The sequence below is a fragment of the Polaribacter sp. HaHaR_3_91 genome, from assembly GCF_019278525.1.
Classification (GTDB): domain Bacteria; phylum Bacteroidota; class Bacteroidia; order Flavobacteriales; family Flavobacteriaceae; genus Polaribacter.
The window spans coordinates 3779908-3801830 of record NZ_CP058986.1 but is presented as its reverse complement, the minus strand read 5'-3'; the positions used below and the strand labels follow the sequence as shown (position 1 = coordinate 3801830).

General features: G+C 29.4%; 19 protein-coding genes, 1 tRNA gene and 1 pseudogene. 7 read left to right on the top strand and 14 right to left on the bottom strand.

Translation table 11 applies throughout. The features are described from left to right. Positions 1 to 69: 69 nt before the first annotated feature. On the bottom strand, positions 70 to 516 hold the full coding sequence (msrB, locus tag H0I27_RS15830) for a peptide-methionine (R)-S-oxide reductase MsrB (RefSeq protein WP_218731614.1): 447 nt from the start codon (positions 514 to 516) through the stop codon (positions 70 to 72). A 191-nt stretch (positions 517 to 707) separates the two neighbouring features. Between msrB and H0I27_RS15825 the strand changes: the two genes are divergently transcribed. Then, the gene (locus H0I27_RS15825; RefSeq protein ID WP_218731613.1) at positions 708 to 1910 is read left to right on the top strand and encodes a Pycsar system effector family protein; all 1203 of its coding nucleotides are present in this window, start codon (positions 708 to 710) and stop codon (positions 1908 to 1910) included. On the opposite strand, the gene H0I27_RS15820 is transcribed toward H0I27_RS15825, so the two are convergent. Both H0I27_RS15820 and der read right to left on the bottom strand, forming a co-directional pair. Then, positions 1907 to 4294 (bottom strand): GAF domain-containing protein, encoded by a 2388-nt coding sequence (locus H0I27_RS15820; RefSeq protein ID WP_218731612.1) that lies wholly within the window; start codon positions 4292 to 4294, stop codon positions 1907 to 1909. The genes H0I27_RS15825 and H0I27_RS15820 overlap by 4 nt on opposite strands. A 78-nt stretch (positions 4295 to 4372) precedes the next feature. Continuing rightward, positions 4373 to 5683 (bottom strand): ribosome biogenesis GTPase Der, encoded by a 1311-nt coding sequence (der, locus tag H0I27_RS15815; protein WP_218733930.1) that lies wholly within the window; start codon positions 5681 to 5683, stop codon positions 4373 to 4375. 176 nt (positions 5684 to 5859) lie between these two features. On the opposite strand from der, the gene H0I27_RS15810 reads away from it, so the two are divergent. Continuing rightward, the gene (locus tag H0I27_RS15810) at positions 5860 to 6369 is read left to right on the top strand and encodes a GTP-binding protein (RefSeq protein ID WP_218731611.1); all 510 of its coding nucleotides are present in this window, start codon (positions 5860 to 5862) and stop codon (positions 6367 to 6369) included. 87 nt (positions 6370 to 6456) lie between these two features. On the opposite strand, the gene era is transcribed toward H0I27_RS15810, so the two are convergent. Continuing rightward, the gene (gene era, locus H0I27_RS15805; protein WP_165731878.1) at positions 6457 to 7341 is read right to left on the bottom strand and encodes a GTPase Era; all 885 of its coding nucleotides are present in this window, start codon (positions 7339 to 7341) and stop codon (positions 6457 to 6459) included. A gap of 178 nt (positions 7342 to 7519) precedes the next feature. Here era and H0I27_RS15800 point away from each other — a divergent pair. The 4 genes from H0I27_RS15800 to H0I27_RS15785 all read left to right on the top strand — a co-directional run bounded on the left by H0I27_RS15800 (position 7520) and on the right by H0I27_RS15785 (position 9624). After that, positions 7520 to 7592 (top strand) — tRNA-Met (locus H0I27_RS15800). A gap of 54 nt (positions 7593 to 7646) precedes the next feature. Beyond that, the gene (locus H0I27_RS15795) at positions 7647 to 9047 is read left to right on the top strand and encodes a tyrosine-type recombinase/integrase (RefSeq protein WP_218731610.1); all 1401 of its coding nucleotides are present in this window, start codon (positions 7647 to 7649) and stop codon (positions 9045 to 9047) included. A 136-nt stretch (positions 9048 to 9183) separates the two neighbouring features. Next, complete coding sequence (locus tag H0I27_RS15790; protein WP_218731530.1) at positions 9184 to 9372, top strand: hypothetical protein; 189 nt, start codon at positions 9184 to 9186, stop codon at positions 9370 to 9372. Between the two features lie 60 nt (positions 9373 to 9432). Next, entirely contained in the window at positions 9433 to 9624 is a 192-nt protein-coding gene (locus H0I27_RS15785; RefSeq protein WP_218731528.1) for a hypothetical protein, read from the top strand. Between the two features lie 41 nt (positions 9625 to 9665). On the opposite strand, the gene H0I27_RS15780 is transcribed toward H0I27_RS15785, so the two are convergent. Both H0I27_RS15780 and H0I27_RS15775 read right to left on the bottom strand, forming a co-directional pair. Then, positions 9666 to 10025: an integrase core domain-containing protein gene (locus H0I27_RS15780; RefSeq protein ID WP_218731049.1), complete on the bottom strand. Its 360-nt coding sequence runs from the start codon at positions 10023 to 10025 to the stop codon at positions 9666 to 9668. Positions 10026 to 10984: 959 nt separating this feature from the next. Further along, the gene (locus H0I27_RS15775; RefSeq protein WP_218731609.1) at positions 10985 to 12187 is read right to left on the bottom strand and encodes a hypothetical protein; all 1203 of its coding nucleotides are present in this window, start codon (positions 12185 to 12187) and stop codon (positions 10985 to 10987) included. A gap of 346 nt (positions 12188 to 12533) precedes the next feature. Here H0I27_RS15775 and H0I27_RS15770 point away from each other — a divergent pair. After that, a pseudogene (locus tag H0I27_RS15770) lies at positions 12534 to 13494 on the top strand (IS110 family transposase). Positions 13495 to 13544: 50 nt separating this feature from the next. Here the strand turns inward: H0I27_RS15770 and H0I27_RS15765 are convergent. The 8 genes from H0I27_RS15765 to H0I27_RS15730 all read right to left on the bottom strand — a co-directional run bounded on the left by H0I27_RS15765 (position 13545) and on the right by H0I27_RS15730 (position 21822). Then, positions 13545 to 15467, bottom strand: coding sequence for an ATP-binding protein (locus H0I27_RS15765; RefSeq protein ID WP_218731608.1), 1923 nt, complete (start codon positions 15465 to 15467; stop codon positions 13545 to 13547). A gap of 170 nt (positions 15468 to 15637) precedes the next feature. After that, positions 15638 to 16567 (bottom strand): BNR repeat-containing protein, encoded by a 930-nt coding sequence (locus H0I27_RS15760; protein WP_218731607.1) that lies wholly within the window; start codon positions 16565 to 16567, stop codon positions 15638 to 15640. Positions 16568 to 16693: 126 nt separating this feature from the next. Then, positions 16694 to 17542 carry an IS3 family transposase gene (locus tag H0I27_RS15755; protein ID WP_254713174.1) on the bottom strand — a complete coding sequence of 283 codons (849 nt, stop codon included), beginning with the start codon at positions 17540 to 17542 and terminating at the stop codon, positions 16694 to 16696. Next, positions 17488 to 17946, bottom strand: a complete 459-nt coding sequence (locus H0I27_RS15750) for a helix-turn-helix domain-containing protein (RefSeq protein ID WP_218754484.1) — start codon at positions 17944 to 17946, stop codon at positions 17488 to 17490. The genes H0I27_RS15755 and H0I27_RS15750 overlap by 55 nt, the downstream gene beginning before the upstream one ends. A gap of 213 nt (positions 17947 to 18159) precedes the next feature. After that, the gene (locus H0I27_RS15745) at positions 18160 to 18924 is read right to left on the bottom strand and encodes a hypothetical protein (protein ID WP_179318813.1); all 765 of its coding nucleotides are present in this window, start codon (positions 18922 to 18924) and stop codon (positions 18160 to 18162) included. 348 nt (positions 18925 to 19272) lie between these two features. Next, the gene (locus H0I27_RS15740) at positions 19273 to 20421 is read right to left on the bottom strand and encodes an AraC family transcriptional regulator (protein WP_218731606.1); all 1149 of its coding nucleotides are present in this window, start codon (positions 20419 to 20421) and stop codon (positions 19273 to 19275) included. Between the two features lie 148 nt (positions 20422 to 20569). Further along, positions 20570 to 21418: an IS3 family transposase gene (locus tag H0I27_RS15735; RefSeq protein WP_254713174.1), complete on the bottom strand. Its 849-nt coding sequence runs from the start codon at positions 21416 to 21418 to the stop codon at positions 20570 to 20572. Next, positions 21364 to 21822: a helix-turn-helix domain-containing protein gene (locus H0I27_RS15730; RefSeq protein ID WP_218754484.1), complete on the bottom strand. Its 459-nt coding sequence runs from the start codon at positions 21820 to 21822 to the stop codon at positions 21364 to 21366. The genes H0I27_RS15735 and H0I27_RS15730 overlap by 55 nt, the downstream gene beginning before the upstream one ends. Between the last annotated feature and the right edge of the window lie 101 nt (positions 21823 to 21923).

The following is a 21923-nucleotide window of genomic DNA, read 5'->3' as shown; positions in this document are numbered from 1 at the left end:
CTCTAAAAAATAATAAGATTTTCTCCTCGTTCCTCGTTCGGAATGACATTTGACTTTTTTTTAATTAAATTATTTTTTATCAATAACCATCGATTCAGAGTTTATACAATAACGTAATCCGCTTGGTTCTGGTCCATCAGGAAAAACGTGTCCTAAATGTCCATCGCAAGTATTGCACATCACTTCAACCCGAACCATACCAAAAGAAACATCTTTATGATATTTTATGGCATTTTCTTTAATAGGTTGCGTAAAACTTGGCCATCCAGAACTAGAATCGAATTTTATGGTAGAGTCGAATAACGGCGTGTTACAACAAACACAGTTGTACTGGCCTTCATCATAAATACTACACAAATCGCCTGTATGTGGTCTTTCTGTACCTTTTTGTCTTGTAATTCTAAATTGTTCTGCAGTTAATTGAGCTCTCCATTCTTTTTCGGATTTCTCTACTCTTTTATCTGGAGTCGGATTTCCTTTTACACTAAAGTTGATAATTTCTTTCCAAGTAAGCATATTTGTTTCTTTTCTTTTTAAATTAGTACTATAATGTTAATAGTTTTTTTAGACGTAAAAACACTTGTTACATTACAAATAATTGTTAATTTGTAAGCTGTTGAAAGCAAAACATAAATTTACGACCAATATTAATAAAGTGGTAGAGCAAATGATCATTTCTTCCTATTTATTTATAAAATAATTTTACAATGAACACATTAGTTTTAGATGCAGAAAAATATGTTTTTAATTTATTAAATAAGGAGTTAGATGCTGTTTATGTATATCATAATATAACACATACACAAGATGTGGTTGCTTATGCTACAGAACTTGCAGAAAACTTAAATATAGATGCAATTTCTAAAGAAAATTTACAGCTCGCAGCCTTGTTTCATGACACCGGATTTATAGAAGATGCAAAAAATCATGAATCTGAAAGTGTAAAAATAGCTAACAATTTTTTAAATGAAAATAATGTTGATGCTGGAAGAATAGCGGTAATCTCTAAATTGATTTTAGCGACTAAAATGGGAAATCAATCTGATAATGAATTAGAGCAGATTATAATGGATGCAGATTGTGCGCATTTAGGAAGTAAAAACTTTGAGAACAAGTTAGAATTATTAAGAAAAGAATGGGAAAGTACAGAGAATAAAAAGTTTTCTGATACAGAATGGATTGAGATTAATATAGAGTTTTTAACTAAAGGTCATAATTATTATACTGCTTATGCTTTAAAAAAATGGAGCAAAGGAAAAGACAAGAATATCTCTAAATTATTGAAAAATCAACATAAAATAAAAGAAAATTTAGCAAAGTTTAAGCAGAAAGAAGAAGCTCTAGAAATTAAACAAAATAAAAGTGAAGTTCCAGAAAGAGGCGTAGAAACCATGTTTAGGGTTGCTTTAAAAAATCACATGACGTTAAGTAATATTGCAGATACAAAAGCCAATATTTTACTTTCTGTAAATGCTATTATCGTTTCTTTAGCAATGTCTAATTTAATACCAAAATTAGACAAACCATCTAATAGTTTCTTAATAATACCTACTGTAATATTTGTTGTTTTTACAGTTGCTTCTATCATATTATCCATTTTAGCGACAAGACCAAATGTTACCGAAGGAAAATTCACAAAGGTAGATGTTGCTAATAAAAAAGTGAATTTATTATTTTTTGGAAATTTTCATCAAATGAAATTACCAGATTTTGAATGGGGAATTCAAGAGATGATGCAAGATAGAGATTATTTGTATGGTTCTTTAACCAAAGATCTGTATTTTTTAGGCTTGGTTTTAAATAGAAAATATAAAATATTAAGAATTACGTATACCGTTTTTATGATTGGTATTATTGTAAGTGTATTGGCTTTTGCAATTTCTTTTTATAGTTTAGAAATAGCTGTTTAAGCTTCAATTTCTTTTATCAAATCATTAAAAGTAATTGTTTTGTTTTCATCAAAACTTGTTTGATATATAACTTCTACACGCAATGCTTTTAAACCAGATGCGCCTTGTAAATCTTCTAATTCTAAAAATTCAATTTTTCCTAATTGATTTTTAGATTGTAAATAGTTAATATATTTAATGTATTCTAGAGCATCTTTGTCTTGAGAGTATACAATGGCAATTTTACCAGGAACTGTTAATCGTTCATCAGTTCCTTTTATGTTTGCTTTATCAATTCTCTTTTTTATAATTTCGTACCTAATATTGTAAGCACCGTCTACATCAAACTGCTTTTCATCCATTCTAAATTTAATAGCCATTGCATTGCTATGAACTAGAATTAAGGAAGCAACTTGTAAATCATGTTGCATGTTTTTACGCTCATAAAATGCTAAGTTTTCCATTTCATAAGTGGTTTGTAGTTGCCATAAACGAAGGTTGTACAAATACAGATCATCAAACTTTTTCTTTTTTGTAATAGCCTGTCCAATGTACATGTTGTATTCTACACCATCTGTTTTGTATCGCTCAAAATAATGAGGAAACATTTCTTGCGCTTGCTTTTGTTTGTTGTCTAAGAACTGTGCCAGTTTATCATTTAAAAGTGTAACACTATTCTCGTATTCTTTCCTTTTTTCATACACTACATTTAGATTTTTATCTAAACGTTTCATATAAACACTCACTTTCTGAGAAAGTTCTGTGCTAATTTTGTTAATATGATTAAAAACAGGATAAATTTCTCTATTTAAAAAGTCTAAAATATTTATTTCATCACCTGCATTTAACCCTTCTTTTACATCATTTAAATAAGAAGTAACCCTAAACATTAACTCATTATAAATAGGGAGTTTTTCTGTTTTACAAGCATCTTTTAATACTGTAATTGCTAAGGTTAATTGTGTGGTTAAATCTTCTTGAATTGCCTTATTTCTAGCAACAGAAGATCCTTTTATGTCACTTTGTCCAAACAATGGATACACATCATTAAATACAATTTCATCTAATTTTGCGTTGGTATTGGTTTGACGAGTTGTATGGTATTTTTCTGCAGCTTCATAAAAACGCCATTTTACAGAACTATGTATGGATGTGTAATTTTCTTGAATGGTAGCTTCTAAGATGTTTTGACGCTCTTCTGAAGTTCTTTTAACAGCGGCTTCAAAAACAGGAATAATATCTTTTAATTTATTGATGTTTACAGAGTTTAAATCATAAGCTCTTGGTGAAGCAATTTCTAATAAAGCTAAATCTCCATTATTTGTTGCTTTAATAGGAATTAATATGATACTCTGAATGTTATTTTCTTGAAGATTTTTAGAAAAAAGATTATTACCTGTTTTTACTCCATAATCTGCTACATCAGAAATAATAAAAGTTTCATGATCTTTAAATACTTTTTGCATAATGGTGTTGCAAAAGTAGCTAGAGTCGCAATTTATTTCTATTCCATGGTTTAAAATTAGGCTATTGGATTTATTTACCTGCGTTTCACAAATTTTGGTATTTACGTTATCAAAAATAGAATACCCTAATTTTAAATCTCTAATGCTGTAAAAATCTCTTAAGTTACTTTGAAGCTTCGGTATTAAATTTTGTCCGCCTTTTAGTAGGTTTGCTTTAATAGAAGACAACATTTCTTCTGAAGTAACATCAAATAAACTAATAAGTCCGAATCCTCTAAAAATATAACTATTTGGAGGGAATTTCTCTTTCCATAAGGCTATATTATCGAAGTTGTTCAGTAATTCTTTAAAGTCTTTTTCTGTTAATTTAGGTGCATTTTCTGTAGCTGTAATATCAGAAAAATCTCCATTAAAGGTGGTCCTATAATATTTCATTGTTCCAGTTGTATTATCTGGAATATCAAAATAGAAGGGTCTTTTTAAATCAACATTAAAACCATGTACGAAACTTAAAATAAATGTACATGCCATAATGTACATACTATCTTCTTCAAAATTACGAACATTTAATTCGTAGTTTTCACCTGCATTTTTTAATATGTTTTCAAAACGATTTGTAAATTTAAAAGAAGTAAAAGAGAAAGGGATACTTGCTGCTTTTATTTCGTTTAATAATAAAGGTTCTGGAAATAAAGGGTTTAGTAATAGATCTATCTGTTCTTTATATTTATCTAATAAAGAATAATCAGAAAAACCATCATTTAATTCTGGATGCTTGTTAATTAATTGTACCATTTTTTTAGCAGAACTATGGTATGGATGTTTTGCATACTCCATATCCGCATACTTTTTAAACAAGTCAAAAACCTTGTTAAAAGATACGTTTAGTTGTAATGGTAAATCCGTTTCAGCTACTAACTTCGATTCAATAATTTTCATGCCTTATAGATAGAATATATAATTACAATATTACTATTGTCTTAGACGTATAAAAGTAACAAAAGTTACAGAATAGGTTTATTTCTGTCTAAAATAAATAGTAATTGGTACTCCAGAAAAATCGTAAATATCTCTTAATTTGTTTTCAAGAAAACGTCTGTAAGAATCTCTAACGTATTGTGGTAAGTTACAGAAAAATACAAATTGTGGTGTTTGTGTAGGCAATTGCATACAGTATTTTATTTTTACAAACTTTCCTTTTATTGCAGGAGGCGGAGAAGTTTTAATGATATCTAACATGGTTTCATTAAACTTACTCGTTTGTATTTTGGTTTTTCTCTTCTGAAAAACTTCTACTGCAGTTTCAATGGCTTTAAACAAACGTTGTTTAGTTAAAGCAGAAATAAATACAATTGGCACATCTGTAAAAGGTTCAATTTGTTTTCTAACCATTGCTTCAAAATCTCGCATGGTATTGGTTTCCTTCTCTATTAAATCCCATTTGTTAATTAAGATTACAACACCTTTTCTGTTTTTTTCTGCCAACCAAAATATATTTTGATCCTGACCTTCAAAACCACGAGTTGCATCTACCACTAAAACAATAACATCAGAATATTCAATAGTACGTACAGCGCGCATTACAGAATAAAATTCTAAATCTTCTTTAACACGAGATTTTTTACGAATCCCAGCAGTATCTACTAAGTTAAAATCGAAACCAAAACGATTGTATTTGGTGTCAATAGAATCTCTAGTGGTACCCGCAATATTGGTTACAATATTTCTATCTTGCCCAATTAAAGCGTTTATAAATGATGATTTACCTGCATTTGGTCTTCCAACTACAGCAAATCTTGGTAATGCTTCTTCTTCTAAATCTACTGCTTCTGGTTCTGGCATTTTTTCTGCTAATGCATCTAATAATTCTCCAGTTCCACTTCCGTTAATAGAAGCAATTGTAAAGTATTCTCCTAAGCCTAAGTTGTAAAACTCTATAGCGTCAGGTTCACGCATTGCGTTATCTACTTTATTAACTACCGTAAAAATTGGTTTTTTAACCTTGCGTAAAAGTTTAGCAACCTCCGCATCCATAGGTGTAATTCCGTCTTCTACGTTTACTACAAAAACAATTAAATCTGCTTCATCAATGGCAAGATTTACTTGTTTTCTAATTTCACCTTCAAAGATATCATCAGAACCAGTAATGTATCCACCAGTATCAATTACTGAAAATTCTTTACCATTCCAGTCAGATTTTCCATAATGTCTATCTCTTGTAACTCCGCTTACAGAATCTACAATGGCTTCTCTTCTTTGTACCAGTCTATTAAAAAGCGTTGACTTTCCTACATTTGGTCTTCCTACAATGGCAACAATACTGTTCATCTCTATTGAAAATTTTTGCAAAGATACAATTTAAGCTTGTAAGAAAGATGTAAAAAATAAAGTCTTTAAAATACTGAAAAAATCTAAGGAAGTTTGTGTGGTTTTTTTACTGATTTTTGCTTGAATTGCAATCAAAATAGAATTTTTAATTACATTTAAAAAATAATATCAGTTTAATGAGTATTCAAGAAAAAAGGAATAGCGATTTTTTTTTAAGACCTAGGTTTTCTATTGATTTAAAAGAGAATCCTGAATCATTGCTAGAAAGAATTACAACGTATCTAAAAAGTGATGCTTGTATATATAGAAGTAATGTTGCAGATAAACATGTGTTTATTGATATTCCTGTGAAAAAAAATCATTTTTGGTCGCCACAATTACATTTTGAAATTGTAAAAGTAGATGAGAACTCTTCTATTTTAAAAGGTCTTTTTGGACCAAAACCACAAGTTTGGACACTTTTTGTGTTCGTCCACTTTGTGGTAGCTACCTTATTTTTAGGGGTAGGAGTGTTCGCTTACGTACAATATCGTTTAGGGGAAAGCTTGGTGTTTCCTATTGCTATTTTGGTTGCGTTGCCTTTAATTTGGTTATTATTATACTTTTTAGGAAGTATAGGTAAGGAGACCGGAAAAAATCAGATGAAAGAATTACACAATTTGTTAATCACTATTATTGAGCAATAGATATTAACTTTATTCCCGTTTTATCTGTTGCAAGCAACATTAACGGGAATGATATTTTAAAAATAGGTTTAAAAGAGTTCTTTCTTATTAACCTTGATTATAACCAAAGCGTTTAAGTTGTGTTTTATCGCTACGCCAGTTTTTATTAACCTTTACATACAGTTCTATAAAAACTTTTTTCTCGAAGAATTTTTCTAAATCTTTTCTTGCTTCTGCACCAACACGTTTTAGGGCAGATCCTTTATGACCAATTATGATTCCTTTTTGGGTCTCTCTTTCTACCATAATAATAGAACGAATTCTCACAATATTTTCTTCCTCTATAAATTCCTCTGTTTCTACTTCTACAGAATACGGAATTTCTTTTTTGTAATGCATTAGAATCTTTTCTCTAATTTTTTCATTTACAAAAAAACGTTCTGGTTTGTCTGTTAATTGATCCTTCGGATAAAAAGCAGGACCTTCTGGTAATAATTCTTTTATTTTATCGAAAACTGCAGGAACATTAAATTTCTCTAAGGCAGAAATTACAAACACTTCTGCATTAGGAACTTTATTCTTCCAGTATTCTATTTTTTCTTCCACTTCTTCCTGAGAAGACTTATCTATTTTATTCAATAATAGAATAACAGGAATTTCACTATGGATGATTCTTTTAAAGAAAGCTTCATTTTTTAATTCTTTTTCACCAACTTCTACCATATAGATAAGAACATCTGCATCTTCAAAGGCAGATTTTACAAAATCCATCATAGAAGACTGCAACTCGTAGGCAGGTTTTAGAATACCCGGAGTGTCGGAAAAGACAATCTGAAAGTCGTCTTCATTTACAATTCCTAAGATTCTATGCCTTGTTGTTTGTGCCTTCGCTGTTATGATAGACAGCTTTTCACCTACTAGGGCATTCATTAATGTTGATTTACCTACGTTAGGATTTCCTATAATATTTACAAAACCTGCTTTATGCGTCATAGTGCAAAGATAATTCCTTTTTATATTTGATTAGAATTTAGTGTATTAAAAAATGTTTTAAAAAAATAAAAAAAAGTTTGGTCAGTTATTTAATAATGATGTATATTTGCAGTCGGAAATAACAGTCGATTTTATGATTCGAAAGTTGAAAGCTAAGTTGATGTTTCTGAAACAATATCGCGGGATAGAGCAGTAGGTAGCTCGTCGGGCTCATAACCCGAAGGTCACTGGTTCGAGTCCAGTTCCCGCTACAAGGTTTAAAGCCAATAAAATCAACGGTTCGTGTTACACGAACCGTTTTTTTTATGTCTTTAAATTTCTTACTTTTACGTACCGTACACGAAAACGTACACGCTTTACCTATGAAACTGAATTATTCTGAGCCAAAAATCTACACAGGTGGAGTTGATATTTCTAGTTGGTCTAAACTTAATTTGAAAGAAAAAAAAGCTGCTTTGGATAAACCTTGGTATGTTTATTTCTCCTTTAGAAACCCTCAAACAAATAAATTAAAAAGGCAGCCGAATATAAAGGCAGGTGTAAATAAGTTGAAAACTAAAAGAGAGCGGTATGCTTTTTTAAGAACGATGCAAGAAGGGCTGTTGCAATTGTTAGATTATGGTTTTAATCCTTATGAAGATAATTCTGATTTAGAAAGTACTTTTTTGGGACAAGAAACAAAAGTAGTAACCGATAAAAAGGAGAATGTATCGATTTCTACTAAGGTAGAAAATCAAATAATTCCAAAAACACCACTAGAAACAGAAATTATAAAATCAGTAATTGCAGTTGAAAAAGTTGAAGAGACTGGTACTTCTATTGCGGACTGTTTAAAGTTAACTTTAGAGTTGAAAGTGAATATGATGAATAAGAATTCATATGTTCAATATAAAAGTAGAATAGGGCTTTTTGAAAAATGGTTGAAAGAGAGAGACTATTATAAGAACCCAATTACGTTTATTACTAAAAAAGTAGTGACTCAATATTTGAATGAAGTTTTAAAAAGGACTAGTGCGAGAAATCGTAATAATTCAAGAACAGACATTGCTTCTATGTTTCAAATTTTAGAAGACAATGAAATGGTCGCTCATAATTTTGTTAGGAAAATTCATGTGCTAAAATCTGTTCCCAAAAGAAATAAAACATATACACCACAACAAGAAAAGGAAATCTACAAGCATTTACAAGAAGTAGATGCCCATTTATTGCTTTTTGTAAAGTTTATATCTTATAGTATTTTAAGACCTATTGAAATTTGTAGGTTAAAAATTGAAGATGTAGACGTACAAGATAAAAAGTTGTACATCAAAGCGAAGAATAAGCCTGTACAGATAAAAATAATTCCAGAAATTTTATTAAACGATTTACCTGATTTATCTAATAAAGATCCCAAAGCATTTTTATTTGGTAGGTATGAAATTGGAGCAGAATGGAATGCACAAGAAACGAATAAGAGAAACGAGTTTACCGCTCGATTCAAAAAAATAAAAGACCATTTTAATTTAGGTGAAGAATACGGAATGTATGGTTTTAAGCATACTTTTATTACTAAATTATATCGAAAATTTAGAGAAAACATGTCTCAACATGAAGCGAAAAGTAATTTGATGCCAATCTCTGGACATGCAACAATGGTTGCATTGGAAAAATATTTACGTGATATTGATGCTGAATTACCAGAAGATTACTCTAAATTTTTAGCTTAGTGTTGGCTGTTAAAAAAAACAATCAGATTTTCTTTTAAAATAGGTGTCAAAAGCCGTTCAAAGCCAATAAAAGCTATTCAAAGGCATTCAAAGCCGAACAACTTAATTTTATAAAGATTCATTTTTGTGTTCTAATATGAATGCAGAAATCGTTTATCAAGTAGCAAAAGCACTTCCGAAAGAAGAGCAAAGATTGCTGTTTGATAAATTAAAGAAAGATTTTGCGATTGTATCTAAGCCTAAAAAACACAAACATAAGCCACTTTTAAGTACAGAAGATGCTTTAGAATATTTATTGAAGAATGTGTTTTCTAGGAAGCAATGAATCAAAAAAAATATATAAAAATCGCGATTTACCTTAAATCGTATGTAAGCTTAAGTCAAAATGGAATCAAGAAACTATATCTGTAATTATTGTAGAAAGGAATATATACCTAAAAGAAGAGGTGTGCAAAAGTTTTGTAGTAATAGTTGTAGAGTAGGTTCTCATAACCTAGAGAAAAAGAAATCAAAAACAGGATTGGTTCCTGCACCACAAACAGTAAAATCAGAAATGTATTATACTGATATAGGTTGACCTTTTTTGGTCTAACTTATACCTTTTAAATTATTTATATTCTATATAACTAGTTCAGTCAAATTTACATTATTTCTTCGATATGATTTGTATTTGATGTTTGGATTTAAATGTACTTCTGCTGGTTTTCTTAATTCTAAGCTAAAATGGGTTCTTAAATTGTTGTAAATATATACAGCTTGTTTTGTTACTTCTTGAGCAATGGCAGTATTTTTAATGCAATTTCTAAGTCCATATTCATATTTTAAAGTTCTATTAATTCGCTCTGCAATTGCGTTTTCATAAGGATCATATTGTTCTGTCATGCTCATCATTATGCCATTTTCTTCTGCAAATGCTGTGTAAAGTAATGGCAATCCTTTTGTATTACATTTGCAATCCTTTTCGTTTTTGTAATGCAATTATTTATTTTGATGAGAATTTGTGTCGTCTTTGTGAATTTGTAGCAATTGTTTTTACTTTATGATAAACATTGCAGTGTAAGGTAGTAGCAATTCTTTTGTATTACAGTTGCAATCTTTTTTGTTTTTGTAATACAATAATTTATTTTGATATGGCTTTGTGTTGTTTTTGTGAATTTGTAGCAATTGTTTTTACTTTATGATAAACATTGCAGTGTAAGGTAGTGGCAATTCTTTTGTATTACAGTTGCAATCTTTTTTGTTTTTGTAATACAATAATTTATTTTGATATGGCTTTGTGTTGTTTTTGTGAATTTATAGCAATTGTTTTTACTTTGTGATAAAATTGCAGTGTAAAGTAATGGCAATCCTTTTGTATTACATTTGCAATCCTTTTTGTTTTTGTAATGCAATTATTTATTTTGATGAGAATTTGTATTGTCTTTGTGAATTTGTAGCAATTGTTTTTACTTTATGATAAACATTGGAGTGTAGGGTAGTAGCAATTCTTTTGTATTACAGTTGCAATCCTTTTATATTATACTGATATAGGTTGACCTTTTTTTAGGTTAATTTATACCGTTCCTCATTTGATTGTCGAGTTTATATCCCGTAATTTGCTTAGAATATGCATGAGTAACGATTGCTAAGTAGTTGTGTCCATTCTGAATTTGGTCAACGACGAATAATTTGAGCTCTAAAGGTGCTTTTTCGTACGTTTTTTTTGCCAGGGTTGTTTTGAGTTTTCATAAGTGACTATAATTAAGTGTTTAATTTTTAGTCAACCTATTTCAGGAAAGTACATTTCCTAAATATTGTACAACGTTGTTTTGTATGGAAAGTTGCGATTTTGTGAACGAGGAATTTCCAGCGGAAATTCAGAAGTTTGCAAAGAAGCAACAAGTTTTAGTTTAAACCAAATATAGCAATTTTTTATAGAAGGTGTTGGCAAACGTTTTTTATTTTTCCAACCATTTATTAATTTCTTCAATTATTATTATATAATCATCATATTTTGATTCATTATAATCATAATCTTCTTTCAAGTTTTCTTTTAGAACTTCTCCGTTTCCTATTGCTTCTGAAAAGAATTTTTGTTGTTTATAAAATTCATCTATGAAATCATCATCTACATAATTAGGAATTCCCCACGCTTCATAATGTCTTTTTAACGGTAAATAAAATACAAATCCTGTAAATATATCTTTATACTTATAATTATGTTTGATAAAAGGAAAAAGGTCAAATAATTCATTTCCAAAAGGACTATTTTTAAAATCAAAACCTAAACTTTCTTTGTTTATAATTTTAAATGATGCATCCCATTTTCCATTCTGTATAGGCCTTTGTACATAGTCTTTATATGTCTCATTTTTATCTGATTCAACGACTTTTAACGTTGGAGCTAACCCATTTAAATATACATTTGAAACATCATTTTTGTAAGTCTCAATTAATTTATGTCCAACATTTTTGTCATCGTTTTCAAAAAAAGTTTTTGAAAAAGCATGTCTTGAATTCATAATTACTAAACTTTTTTTTCGTGAAGAGTTTAGCTTTATACTATCATAAACATGAATAATGTTTTCTGCCATTGCGCTATCTCGATGTTTGTAAATTCCATTAAAATACGTTAAAAAATTTTCTTTACTGGAAAGGTTTTCTTTGGAAGGGTCTTTAACGTCTGAAACAAATAAGTTTATTTTTTGATCTGCTGGTAATGAAAAATTAAGTGTATTTATTTTGTCTATAAAATAATAGAAATTAGCAGCACTCCAACCATTCCATTGAATTTTTCTGTAAAGATTTAGAAGTTGTTTTTCTTTTTCTTTAGAATCTGTAAAATCAGTTTTAGTAAAATCTAACACAGCTTTTTGATTACTTATTGAACCTATTTCTGTAAAAATATTTCCGACATTTTTTTTGAAATAATCGGAACTTACAATGTCATATATCAATTTATATTGAGTCATTTCTCCATGATTTCTTTCACATAAAATAACGATGTCATGTTTTTTCCACAAGTTAATTATATAATCTTTTGCACTTGTGTTTTGTGTTTCTAGAAAAGAAACATATTTTGCTAATTCAGGATTTGTGTCTTGACAAAAAGCAAAAGCATTTGTCAAAACAAGGACGAATATTAATAATTGTTTTTTCATTTTAATGTTTGCCAACGTTGTTGTGTGGTTAAGCAACTAAGTTAGCAAACTTTTACGAACCCGTGAATATTCCGCAGGAATATTCGCAAGTAGGGAAGAACCTAGCAATTAATTATACACGTCTTAAGTTAGCATTTTATAATAAAAGACTAAATTTAAGCATATAAATCAGAAAGCACAAAAGAGAGGAGTAAGGTTATTATATACGGAGAGACTTTAGATCTCGTCAACATTGAAAATCCCCTCTCTTTTCTACACAGATTTCGTACAGTTCTATGAGGCTTTTAGACCTCGATTTTAAGTCGTTGAAACTCGCGTAGTATGTCCTTTCAAAAAACATTTTCTTATGAATAAAGATATAAAATATTTTGGACTTGACATCAGTCATTTATTTTTTGATGTTACCGATTCTTTAGGTAATTATTACCAATTTAAAAATAGCATTTCAGGCTTTAAAAAGTTCGTAAAACTACTAGATGTAAATAGTCATTGTGTGATGGAGGCTACGGGCTATTATCACTACCAGTTAGCCTATTATTTGCAAGAACAAGGTGTTAAAGTTTCCGTAGAGAATCCTTTATCTGTAAAGCGGTTTATTCAGATGAAACTGTCTAAAATAAAGACAGATAAAAGCGATTCTAAGTTAATTTGTGAGTATGCTAAACAAGTTGAGTTAAAGTTATGGAAAGGTAATTCAAAACATCAATTAGAATGCCTTCAAATGATTAGACTCCTTTCTACGTATACAAAACAAAGCACTATGCTTAAGAATAAAATACATGGAGAAACTGTTTTAGGGATTCCTAGTAAATCTGTTGTGAGGTCTTTAAAACGAATTTTAAAAGAACTCCAGAAAGATATGAAAACGATAGAAGATAAATTGTTGTTTTTAGTAAAAGAAGTACACCAGAAACTTTTAACAGATTTAAAAAGCATTCCAGGAATAGGTCCTAAAACCTCTCTAATGCTAGTTGTTCTAACGGATGGTTTTGATCGCTTTACAAGTGGAAGTGAACTTTGTAGTTATGCAGGTTTAACTCCCTTAATACGACAAAGTGGAAGGACGTCCTCGAATTAGTAAAATAGGAAATCAAAAACTTCGGAATTTACTATTTATGTGCAGTTTTAATGCCTGTAAATATAACCATGCTTGCAAAGCAATTTATGATAGAATAGTCGCTAAAGGAAAGAGCAAAAAACTAGCCTTAATAGCGGTTTGTAATAAGCTACTAAAACAGGCTTTTGCTATTGCTAAATCCGGACTAACTTATGATAATAATTATAGAAGTGTTTTAGTGAAAAATTAATGAGTTTTTACTTGTTTTTTACCACAGTACTTTGTTGTAAGCAGGCTTTTTTAGTCTACAAATTCTTTTATTTTATCTAACCAAGTTTTAATTTCATTGTAACCACCACGTTCAGTTAGCCTTTCAATTGTCATTTTAGTTATTGCATTTGTGTTTAATTGACGTTTGGCACTTGATATTTTTTTCTTTTGTTTCAATTCGGTCTTTAATGGGTCAGGATTAATTGTGTCCCAATTAGTATCACTTGTTGCACTATGAACTGCTCTTGCAACTTTTTCAGGAACATCATCTGTGTCTATTATTTCTGTTAAGTTAATCGTGATATTTAAATCTTGATAACATTCGTTAATGGCTTCGTGATGTAAATAGTTTTCGAATTCTAATTTACTAGTATTATAACCAATTTTTTTGTCATTATTTTCAGCATTTAGGTTGGCGACACTTTGTAAGTACGCAGGAATATCGGAATCATAAATATGCACTTGGGATTGAAGAAGTCCATCTAAATATTTTTTTTCTATATAATACTTTAATTGAGAACCTCCAGTTGGAATAAAAGCAACAGATTCGTTCTTTTCTAGATTAATGATTGAGTCATCATTTGAATTTAAAAGTTTACTTATACCAATTAAACCATTTATGTCATTTTCACCTTCTACAAATATTAATACTTTAACTTTATTTTTAGGGTCGGGTAATGCTCCTAAAGTGGCTATTATTTTATCGATTATTTCTGTATTATCAGTTCCATCTAAATTTATACCGCTTTCGACATTGGTATTACCATTGTCTGAATAAACATACCTTAATGATTTTTTGGGAATCTCTTTTGCAAGGTTAGAATTATGTGTTGTAAAAAATACTTGTGCATTATCTGTCTCTGATAATTCTCTTAGAGCATTTACAATCATTAATTGAAAATCTGGGTGTTGAGATGTTTCAGGTTCTTCTAATGCGTAAATAATGTTTGGTGCATTGGCAGTTCTTCTATTCTCAACTTGTGCTCTAAAAAAGCTTAACAAGACCAAACGTCTCATTCCGCTACCTCTTTTGTTTAATGGAACACCTCTGTTATCTTCTAATGTTAATTTAAAGATAGAAGTCCAAGTTGGTTCTTTTGGAAAGTTAGAACGTAAAGTTTCGGCTAAATCTGAATCTAATTCATTTAATTTATTTATTGTGTCATCAGCTAGAGACGTTGAAGCATTTTGAACAGCTTCTTTTAATTGAATTAATAAAGGTGTGATGTTGTCTCTTTTAAGGACTTCCTTTATTATTTCTCTCATTGGGTCTTGAATATCTGAATCTTGGTCAGTCAATGGTTTGTCTACGAAAAAAAGAGAATATATTGGTAGATATTTTTTTAAACCAGTCCATATTTTTTTCCTATTATCTTCATTGTCTAGTTTTCCATCAATTTTTATCTCAGTAGTTATTTTCGTTATGTTTTCATCAGGATAAAAATGATTTCTTATTGTATTTCTTAATTCTTTGCTTTTAGTTTTATTAACTCCTTCTGAATTAATATTTAGTTCTTCAAATTGATTTTTTAGTGTTGTCCTTTTTTTTGAAAGTAAATCTGTTAGGTTTTCATTGTCAGGATATTCACAAATAATAACTGATTCCTCAGAAACACTGCCAGATGCAGAAATTGGAAACTTCTTTTTAATTTCAAGTTTATTATTTACGTTTAGTAGAAATTCGTCTTTTAAACTAGTTTTTATTGTGTCGTCAAGGATTAAGGTTTCCGGTAAGTCATCAAACACACAAGTTATTTCTATTTGTGAATTATCATTTGAAATACATAAATCATATTTGTCTGGCTTTCCATTAAAAAAAATATCTAATGCTTCCAAAATTGTTGACTTTCCAACATCATTTTTACCAATTATAACGTTCAAGTCTGAGATGTTGATTTCTGTTTCTTGAGAGTAACTTCTGAAGTTTTTTAATTTTAATTGGTTTAGTTTCATAGTTTCATAGTTTGTCGGTTCGGTCAGCTTGCTTACAACGGTCTAGTATAAGAATAGTAGCGGATTTAGACGTACTAACTTTTCGGTTAAATACAGACCTTTTTTATACTTACTTGCTTTCGTTTTAGCGATTAAACCGCTATTATTTTTATACATTGTTGGCAATAGTACTATTTTATTTTAAGTGAGATTTTATAAATTTTACTTAAGCCATTGTTACTTTCATTAATATATTTTTTAAAATCTGAAATAGTTTCGAAATTTCTTGGATAAATATTATTTCTTTTGCTTGTGAAATATAATATTTGGTTTTGCTCATCATAAAATGGGCAATATTCCATATATTTTGTATTTACAGGAATTCCTAGGTTTATGGCCTTTTTCCAGTTTCCATTTGTATCCTTTTTCGAGATATATAAATCCCCACTTCCTTGACCATCTTTTTCATTATATTTCGAATAAATTATAAAATCTTCATTTTCAGAAATAAAAGCATTAAACTCATAGCCGGCACTGTTTATATTTTCATCTAATAAAACAGGGTTTAAATACTTATCACCTTTCAATTCACAATAATAAATATCATCTTTTCCAAAACCATCAGGTGATACCATTGTAAAATATATGTTCCCATTTTTACTGACAGTAGGATAAAACTCATCTAATTCTGAATTAATTGGTTTCCCGACGTTTTTGGGTTTTGACCACACTTCATTATTGTTACCTCTTTCAACATACCAAATATCAAAACCCTTTTTTTCATTAATAGAATCATTTAATGGTCTATTAGAGACAAAAAATAGTCGATTATTATCAAAAGATAAAAAAGGCTCTAAATACATATATGAATCACAAAAAGGCAATAATTCTGGTTGAGACCATCCTGTTTTATTCTTTTTAATATAAGCAAGTTGTGAAATTTCCTGATTAGGGCTTTGTACAGTAAAGAATGCTTCTTTTCCATCTTTTGAAATACAAAAATCTCTTACATTAAGAAATTGATTTAGTGCTTTATCAAATTGAGTAATATCAGATTCACTCTGAGCTGATAATAAATTTGAAATAAGAATTAACGAAATTACTAATCTGATTTTTTTCATTATTGAATGGAGGTTTTTTTTGTATTATACTGATATAGGTTGACCTTTTTTTAGGTTAATTTATACCGTTCAAAAGATTTTTTTAGCCGTTTAGAAGGCAAAAAATATTTTGAACTAGTTTTGTTTTCAAATTGTTAGTTCAGTCAAATTTACATTATTTCTTCGATATGATTTGTATTTGATGTTTGGATTTAAATGTACTTCAGCTGGTTTTCTTAATTCTAAGCTAAAATGGGTTCTTAAATTGTTGTAAATATATACTGCTTGTTTTGTTACTTCTTGAGCAATGGCAGTGTTTTTAATGCAATTTCTAAGTCCATATTCATATTTTAAAGTTCTATTAATTCGCTCTGCAATTGCGTTTTCATAAGGATCATATTGTTCTGTCATGCTCATCATTATGCCATTTTCTTCTGCAAATGCTGTGTATTTGGGGTTACAGTATTGAAAACCTCTGTCAGAATGATGTATTAATTTTTTATCAGGGTATTTTCTATTTTTAATAGCCATTTCTAGCGCTTCTGAACAAAGTGATGTCTTCATGTTGTTATCTAATTTATAGCCCATAATTTGCTTAGAATATGCATCTGTAACGATTGCTAGGTAATTGTGTCCATTGTCTGTTTTAATGTATGTTATATCGCTTACCCATAGTTGTTCTGGTCGAGTAGGAACTTGGTCTTTAATTAGGTTTTTATATTTTCTAAATTGATGATTAGAGTTTGTTGTTGTTACATAGTTTTTAAGCCTAGGAACAAGTAAATTATGAAGCCTTAACACATCGTACAACTTGTCTCTACCGATTTTAATACCTTGTTTTATAAAGTCTTGTTTAAGTTCATCATATAACTTAATTCCGCCAGTTCTCATACCAACTAATTTTCGATATTCTTGTATCATTACGATGACTTTTTCATCGTTTAGTCGTTTGTTTTTTTGGGTTTTGAGTCTTTTGTAGAAGGCTTGTTTACTAATCCCAAAACACTCATAGAACCATTTTCTTTTAAACGGTTTTTCTTTTTTAGTTCTATCTCTTTCGCTAATGTTTTGGGCAACGACTTTTTTGACAAATCGACTCCAGTAATGATTTCCATGTCAGCAATAATATCTTGTTGAAATTCCTTTACAAACTCCAATTCTTCAATACGTTCCTTTAGTTTTTTAATCTCATCTAATTTACTCATACCTGTATTTTGTTGGACTAAAGTACTATATTTTTTGATCCAATACCCAATTGTAGTTCTAGGAACATCATATTTTTTGGAAGCAAAGTTTGTGGAAATCTGTCCATTCTGAATTTGGTCAACGACGAATAATTTGAGTTCTAAAGTTGCTTTTTCGTACGTTTTTTTTCGCCAAGGTTGTTTTTGTGTTTTCATAAGTGACTATAATTAAGTGTTTAATTTTTAGTCAACCTATTTCAGGAAAGTACATTTTTAAAATGACACCTAACGGTCTTGTATATGAAAAGTAGCGTTTAGGTATTCAATACTTTTCTCTTTGCCTAAAGATATTAAAAAAGCGCAAACCATTATGATTTGCGCTTAATTAGCTATTTTTTATATACGTTGTTAGCAAACGTTTTATTCTATTTAGTTTGTAGCGAAATTAGCTATACTAGTTCCGCCATTTGTTACTGTATTGTCAGCATATTTTACGTATGGCCTAAAATAGTATTGAGTTCCTGACATTAGAGGTTCTGCTACAGCAGAATAACTAGTAATTACAATAGTACCTTCGTTATGTATACCATCAAAATTCTCAATTGCATTTATACTACTGCTAGTGAAATCGCTATTTACACTATATTCAACACCAAATTCTATAGGCATTTCTTTAACAACATTATTAATATTTAATGTTACTGTGATAAAGTCTGTCTGAATTAAAAACGCGTCTGATTCTATATCTAAAGTAACATTTCTACTAGTACTCGCATCAACATCAGTACTTGCTTGTATCTCGTTTCCATAGAAATGAGTGCCATCACTGTATTCAAAATAACCTCTTATAAAATAAGTTTGACCACTTGTTAAATTTTCTATATAACCTGTTGCATCAGAATTATTACCAGATATACCTGAAGTATTATTAGCACCAACTTCAGGGTTAGATGAAGTACCATAAACAAAACCTCTGTCTGTTACTGTCCCAAAACCACTATCTTCTTGAAAAGTTCCCGAAACTATTAGATTTACAGTCCCATCAAAATTTATAAAAAAATCTGTGTTGGAATTAGTTGTAAAGTTACTATTAACTGTTGGTGGATTCATAGAATCATCATCGCTAGAACAACTAAATGTTAAGCTTAAAGTTAATAAGCAAATTACTGTTTTAAATAAATTTTTAATTTTCATTTTTTTTAATTTTTAGCGCACTTTTGCGCAATTATTTATTTTGTTATTTTGGTTTTACTAAATACTTTAATTAATGTATAAATTGTAATAAACTGAAGTAGTGGAAAAATAATAAGTAGGTCTACCCTAAATGCATCTTTGTTTTTTATAAGACTCCATTCTGTTACAAGTAATTCCCAAGAAATGAAAAGAATCCAGATAAAGATTATTACCATCAAAGTCAGTTTATTAGTCTTCATAATTCTAATTCTTGATTTGCTGGTGCAAAGATACGGCCAAGGACTATTTTTTAAGTCTTAAAAAAGGCTTGTTGAGTCTAGAAAACCGTTTTCTAGACTTATTACATAATTATAGACTCGTGTAGTTTTGTGGTAATATGTTGTTTTTAAACAATGTAGGTGTAAGGGAAGTGTGTTTTTTAAAAACACTATAAAATGTTGCTTTTGAGCTAAATCCTGAGTCAAAAGCTATTCCTAACATATTTAAATGATTGTTTGAAGTATCTAATAATAACTTTTTTGCTTCTTCTACTCGATAATGATTTACAAATTGATTAAAGTTTTTGTCAGACTCGTCTCGTATGAGTTCCGATAAATTCCGTTGCGTTATTTTAAGTTTTAAAGACACATCTGCTAAAGATAAATTGGACTCTAAAAATAATTTTTCATCATCCATTAATGCAATTAACTTTTCATAATGATCTTTATTATTAGTTTTTAATCTATTATTGGTTTCATTAACATCACTTTGTTGATGGTCTATCTTTTTAATACTAGCGATTTTAGTAACAAAAAGCTTAGACTGCTTTATACCGGAAATCCCTATCCAGAAAATAAAAACGACATTAATTATTGAAATGGCTGGATAGATGTAATCATCATAAAATATTCCTTCTAAAAAAAGTGAAGACAATATAATAATCAGAAAGGTAAACAGAAACATAAGAACACCCTTTGCCCAAGTGAGTAATTTTCCTTCTGTATTTGAGTAAAATTCTTCAACTTTTGTTTTTTGCTTATTAATGAATTTAATAGTTAGAAAGATATAATATATTGAATAAGCAAATGATAATATTTCAATCAGAGACAATACATTAGAAAAACTTTCTGAATTATGCAATTTTGCTTTTGTACCCACACTTAGCATAAAAAGTACTGTATAACTTATAAATTCTAGTATTCCAGGCAAAAGGATGAGTACAATTTTCTTTTTAGTTAAATTAATATTAGAAATTTCTTTAACATATATATAGAATAAAGGAAGTATTAAATAAAAAAAGTTAAATGGTAAAAACAGCAACCAAGGTTCAGATTCAAGAATGTTTAAATCGTGAAGTATTGAGTTTAAGAGTTCTGCGCAATACGCAATTAAAAATAAGCCTAAAAAAAGCTTGGGTTTTATGCGTCTGCCCTCAATTATTAATACCAAGCCTAAAAACACACCTTGAACTAATCCGAGTATATCGATTAAACTGACAATGTTATAGTTAATTTCCATTTACGTAATTATGAATAGAATTCTAGGAATGAATAATGTTGATGTATTATACTGATATAGGTTGACCTTTTTTTAGGTTAATTTATACCGTTCAAAAGATTTTTTTAGCCGTTTAGAAGGCAAAAAATATTTTGAACTAGTTTTGTTTTCAAATTGTTAGTTCAGTCAAATTTACATTATTTCTTCGATATGATTTGTATTTGATGTTTGGATTTAAATGTACTTCAGCTGGTTTTCTTAATTCTAAGCTAAAATGGGTTCTTAAATTGTTGTAAATATATACTGCTTGTTTTGTTACTTCTTGAGCAATGGCAGTGTTTTTAATGCAATTTCTAAGTCCATATTCATATTTTAAAGTTCTATTAATTCGCTCTGCAATTGCGTTTTCATAAGGATCATATTGTTCTGTCATGCTCATCATTATGCCATTTTCTTCTGCAAATGCTGTGTATTTGGGGTTACAGTATTGAAAACCTCTGTCAGAATGATGTATTAATTTTTTATCAGGGTATTTTCTATTTTTAATAGCCATTTCTAGCGCTTCTGAACAAAGTGATGTCTTCATGTTGTTATCTAATTTATAGCCCATAATTTGCTTAGAATATGCATCTGTAACGATTGCTAGGTAATTGTGTCCATTGTCTGTTTTAATGTATGTTATATCGCTTACCCATAGTTGTTCTGGTCGAGTAGGAACTTGGTCTTTAATTAGGTTTTTATATTTTCTAAATTGATGATTAGAGTTTGTTGTTGTTACATAGTTTTTAAGCCTAGGAACAAGTAAATTATGAAGCCTTAACACATCGTACAACTTGTCTCTACCGATTTTAATACCTTGTTTTATAAAGTCTTGTTTAAGTTCATCATATAACTTAATTCCGCCAGTTCTCATACCAACTAATTTTCGATATTCTTGTATCATTACGATGACTTTTTCATCGTTTAGTCGTTTGTTTTTTTGGGTTTTGAGTCTTTTGTAGAAGGCTTGTTTACTAATCCCAAAACACTCATAGAACCATTTTCTTTTAAACGGTTTTTCTTTTTTAGTTCTATCTCTTTCGCTAATGTTTTGGGCAACGACTTTTTTGACAAATCGACTCCAGTAATGATTTCCATGTCAGCAATAATATCTTGTTGAAATTCCTTTACAAACTCCAATTCTTCAATACGTTCCTTTAGTTTTTTAATCTCATCTAATTTACTCATACCTGTATTTTGTTGGACTAAAGTACTATATTTTTTGATCCAATACCCAATTGTAGTTCTAGGAACATCATATTTTTTGGAAGCAAAGTTTGTGGAAATCTGTCCATTCTGAATTTGGTCAACGACGAATAATTTGAGTTCTAAAGTTGCTTTTTCGTACGTTTTTTTTCGCCAAGGTTGTTTTTGTGTTTTCATAAGTGACTATAATTAAGTGTTTAATTTTTAGTCAACCTATTTCAGGAAAGTACATGATTCTAATGTTTGCTAACGTTGTTGTATATGATTTGTTGCGTGTT

What these genes read in the sequence shown, in the direction of transcription:
- H0I27_RS15730 (WP_218754484.1), bottom strand. Translation starts at nt 21,822, where the DNA reads ATGAAAACACAAAAACAACCTTGGCGAAAAAAAACGTACGAAAAAGCA.
- H0I27_RS15740 (WP_218731606.1), bottom strand. Translation starts at nt 20,421, where the DNA reads ATGGAAATTAACTATAACATTGTCAGTTTAATCGATATACTCGGATTA.
- H0I27_RS15760 (WP_218731607.1), bottom strand. Translation starts at nt 16,567, where the DNA reads ATGAAAAAAATCAGATTAGTAATTTCGTTAATTCTTATTTCAAATTTA.
- H0I27_RS15810 (WP_218731611.1), top strand. Translation starts at nt 5,860, where the DNA reads ATGAGTATTCAAGAAAAAAGGAATAGCGATTTTTTTTTAAGACCTAGG.
- msrB (WP_218731614.1), bottom strand. Translation starts at nt 516, where the DNA reads ATGCTTACTTGGAAAGAAATTATCAACTTTAGTGTAAAAGGAAATCCG.
- H0I27_RS15750 (WP_218754484.1), bottom strand. Translation starts at nt 17,946, where the DNA reads ATGAAAACACAAAAACAACCTTGGCGAAAAAAAACGTACGAAAAAGCA.
- H0I27_RS15765 (WP_218731608.1), bottom strand. Translation starts at nt 15,467, where the DNA reads ATGAAACTAAACCAATTAAAATTAAAAAACTTCAGAAGTTACTCTCAA.
- H0I27_RS15775 (WP_218731609.1), bottom strand. Translation starts at nt 12,187, where the DNA reads ATGAAAAAACAATTATTAATATTCGTCCTTGTTTTGACAAATGCTTTT.
- H0I27_RS15745 (WP_179318813.1), bottom strand. Translation starts at nt 18,924, where the DNA reads ATGAAAATTAAAAATTTATTTAAAACAGTAATTTGCTTATTAACTTTA.
- der (WP_218733930.1), bottom strand. Translation starts at nt 5,683, where the DNA reads ATGAACAGTATTGTTGCCATTGTAGGAAGACCAAATGTAGGAAAGTCA.
- H0I27_RS15825 (WP_218731613.1), top strand. Translation starts at nt 708, where the DNA reads ATGAACACATTAGTTTTAGATGCAGAAAAATATGTTTTTAATTTATTA.
- H0I27_RS15790 (WP_218731530.1), top strand. Translation starts at nt 9,184, where the DNA reads ATGAATGCAGAAATCGTTTATCAAGTAGCAAAAGCACTTCCGAAAGAA.
- H0I27_RS15785 (WP_218731528.1), top strand. Translation starts at nt 9,433, where the DNA reads ATGGAATCAAGAAACTATATCTGTAATTATTGTAGAAAGGAATATATA.
- H0I27_RS15795 (WP_218731610.1), top strand. Translation starts at nt 7,647, where the DNA reads ATGTCTTTAAATTTCTTACTTTTACGTACCGTACACGAAAACGTACAC.
- era (WP_165731878.1), bottom strand. Translation starts at nt 7,341, where the DNA reads ATGACGCATAAAGCAGGTTTTGTAAATATTATAGGAAATCCTAACGTA.
- H0I27_RS15820 (WP_218731612.1), bottom strand. Translation starts at nt 4,294, where the DNA reads ATGAAAATTATTGAATCGAAGTTAGTAGCTGAAACGGATTTACCATTA.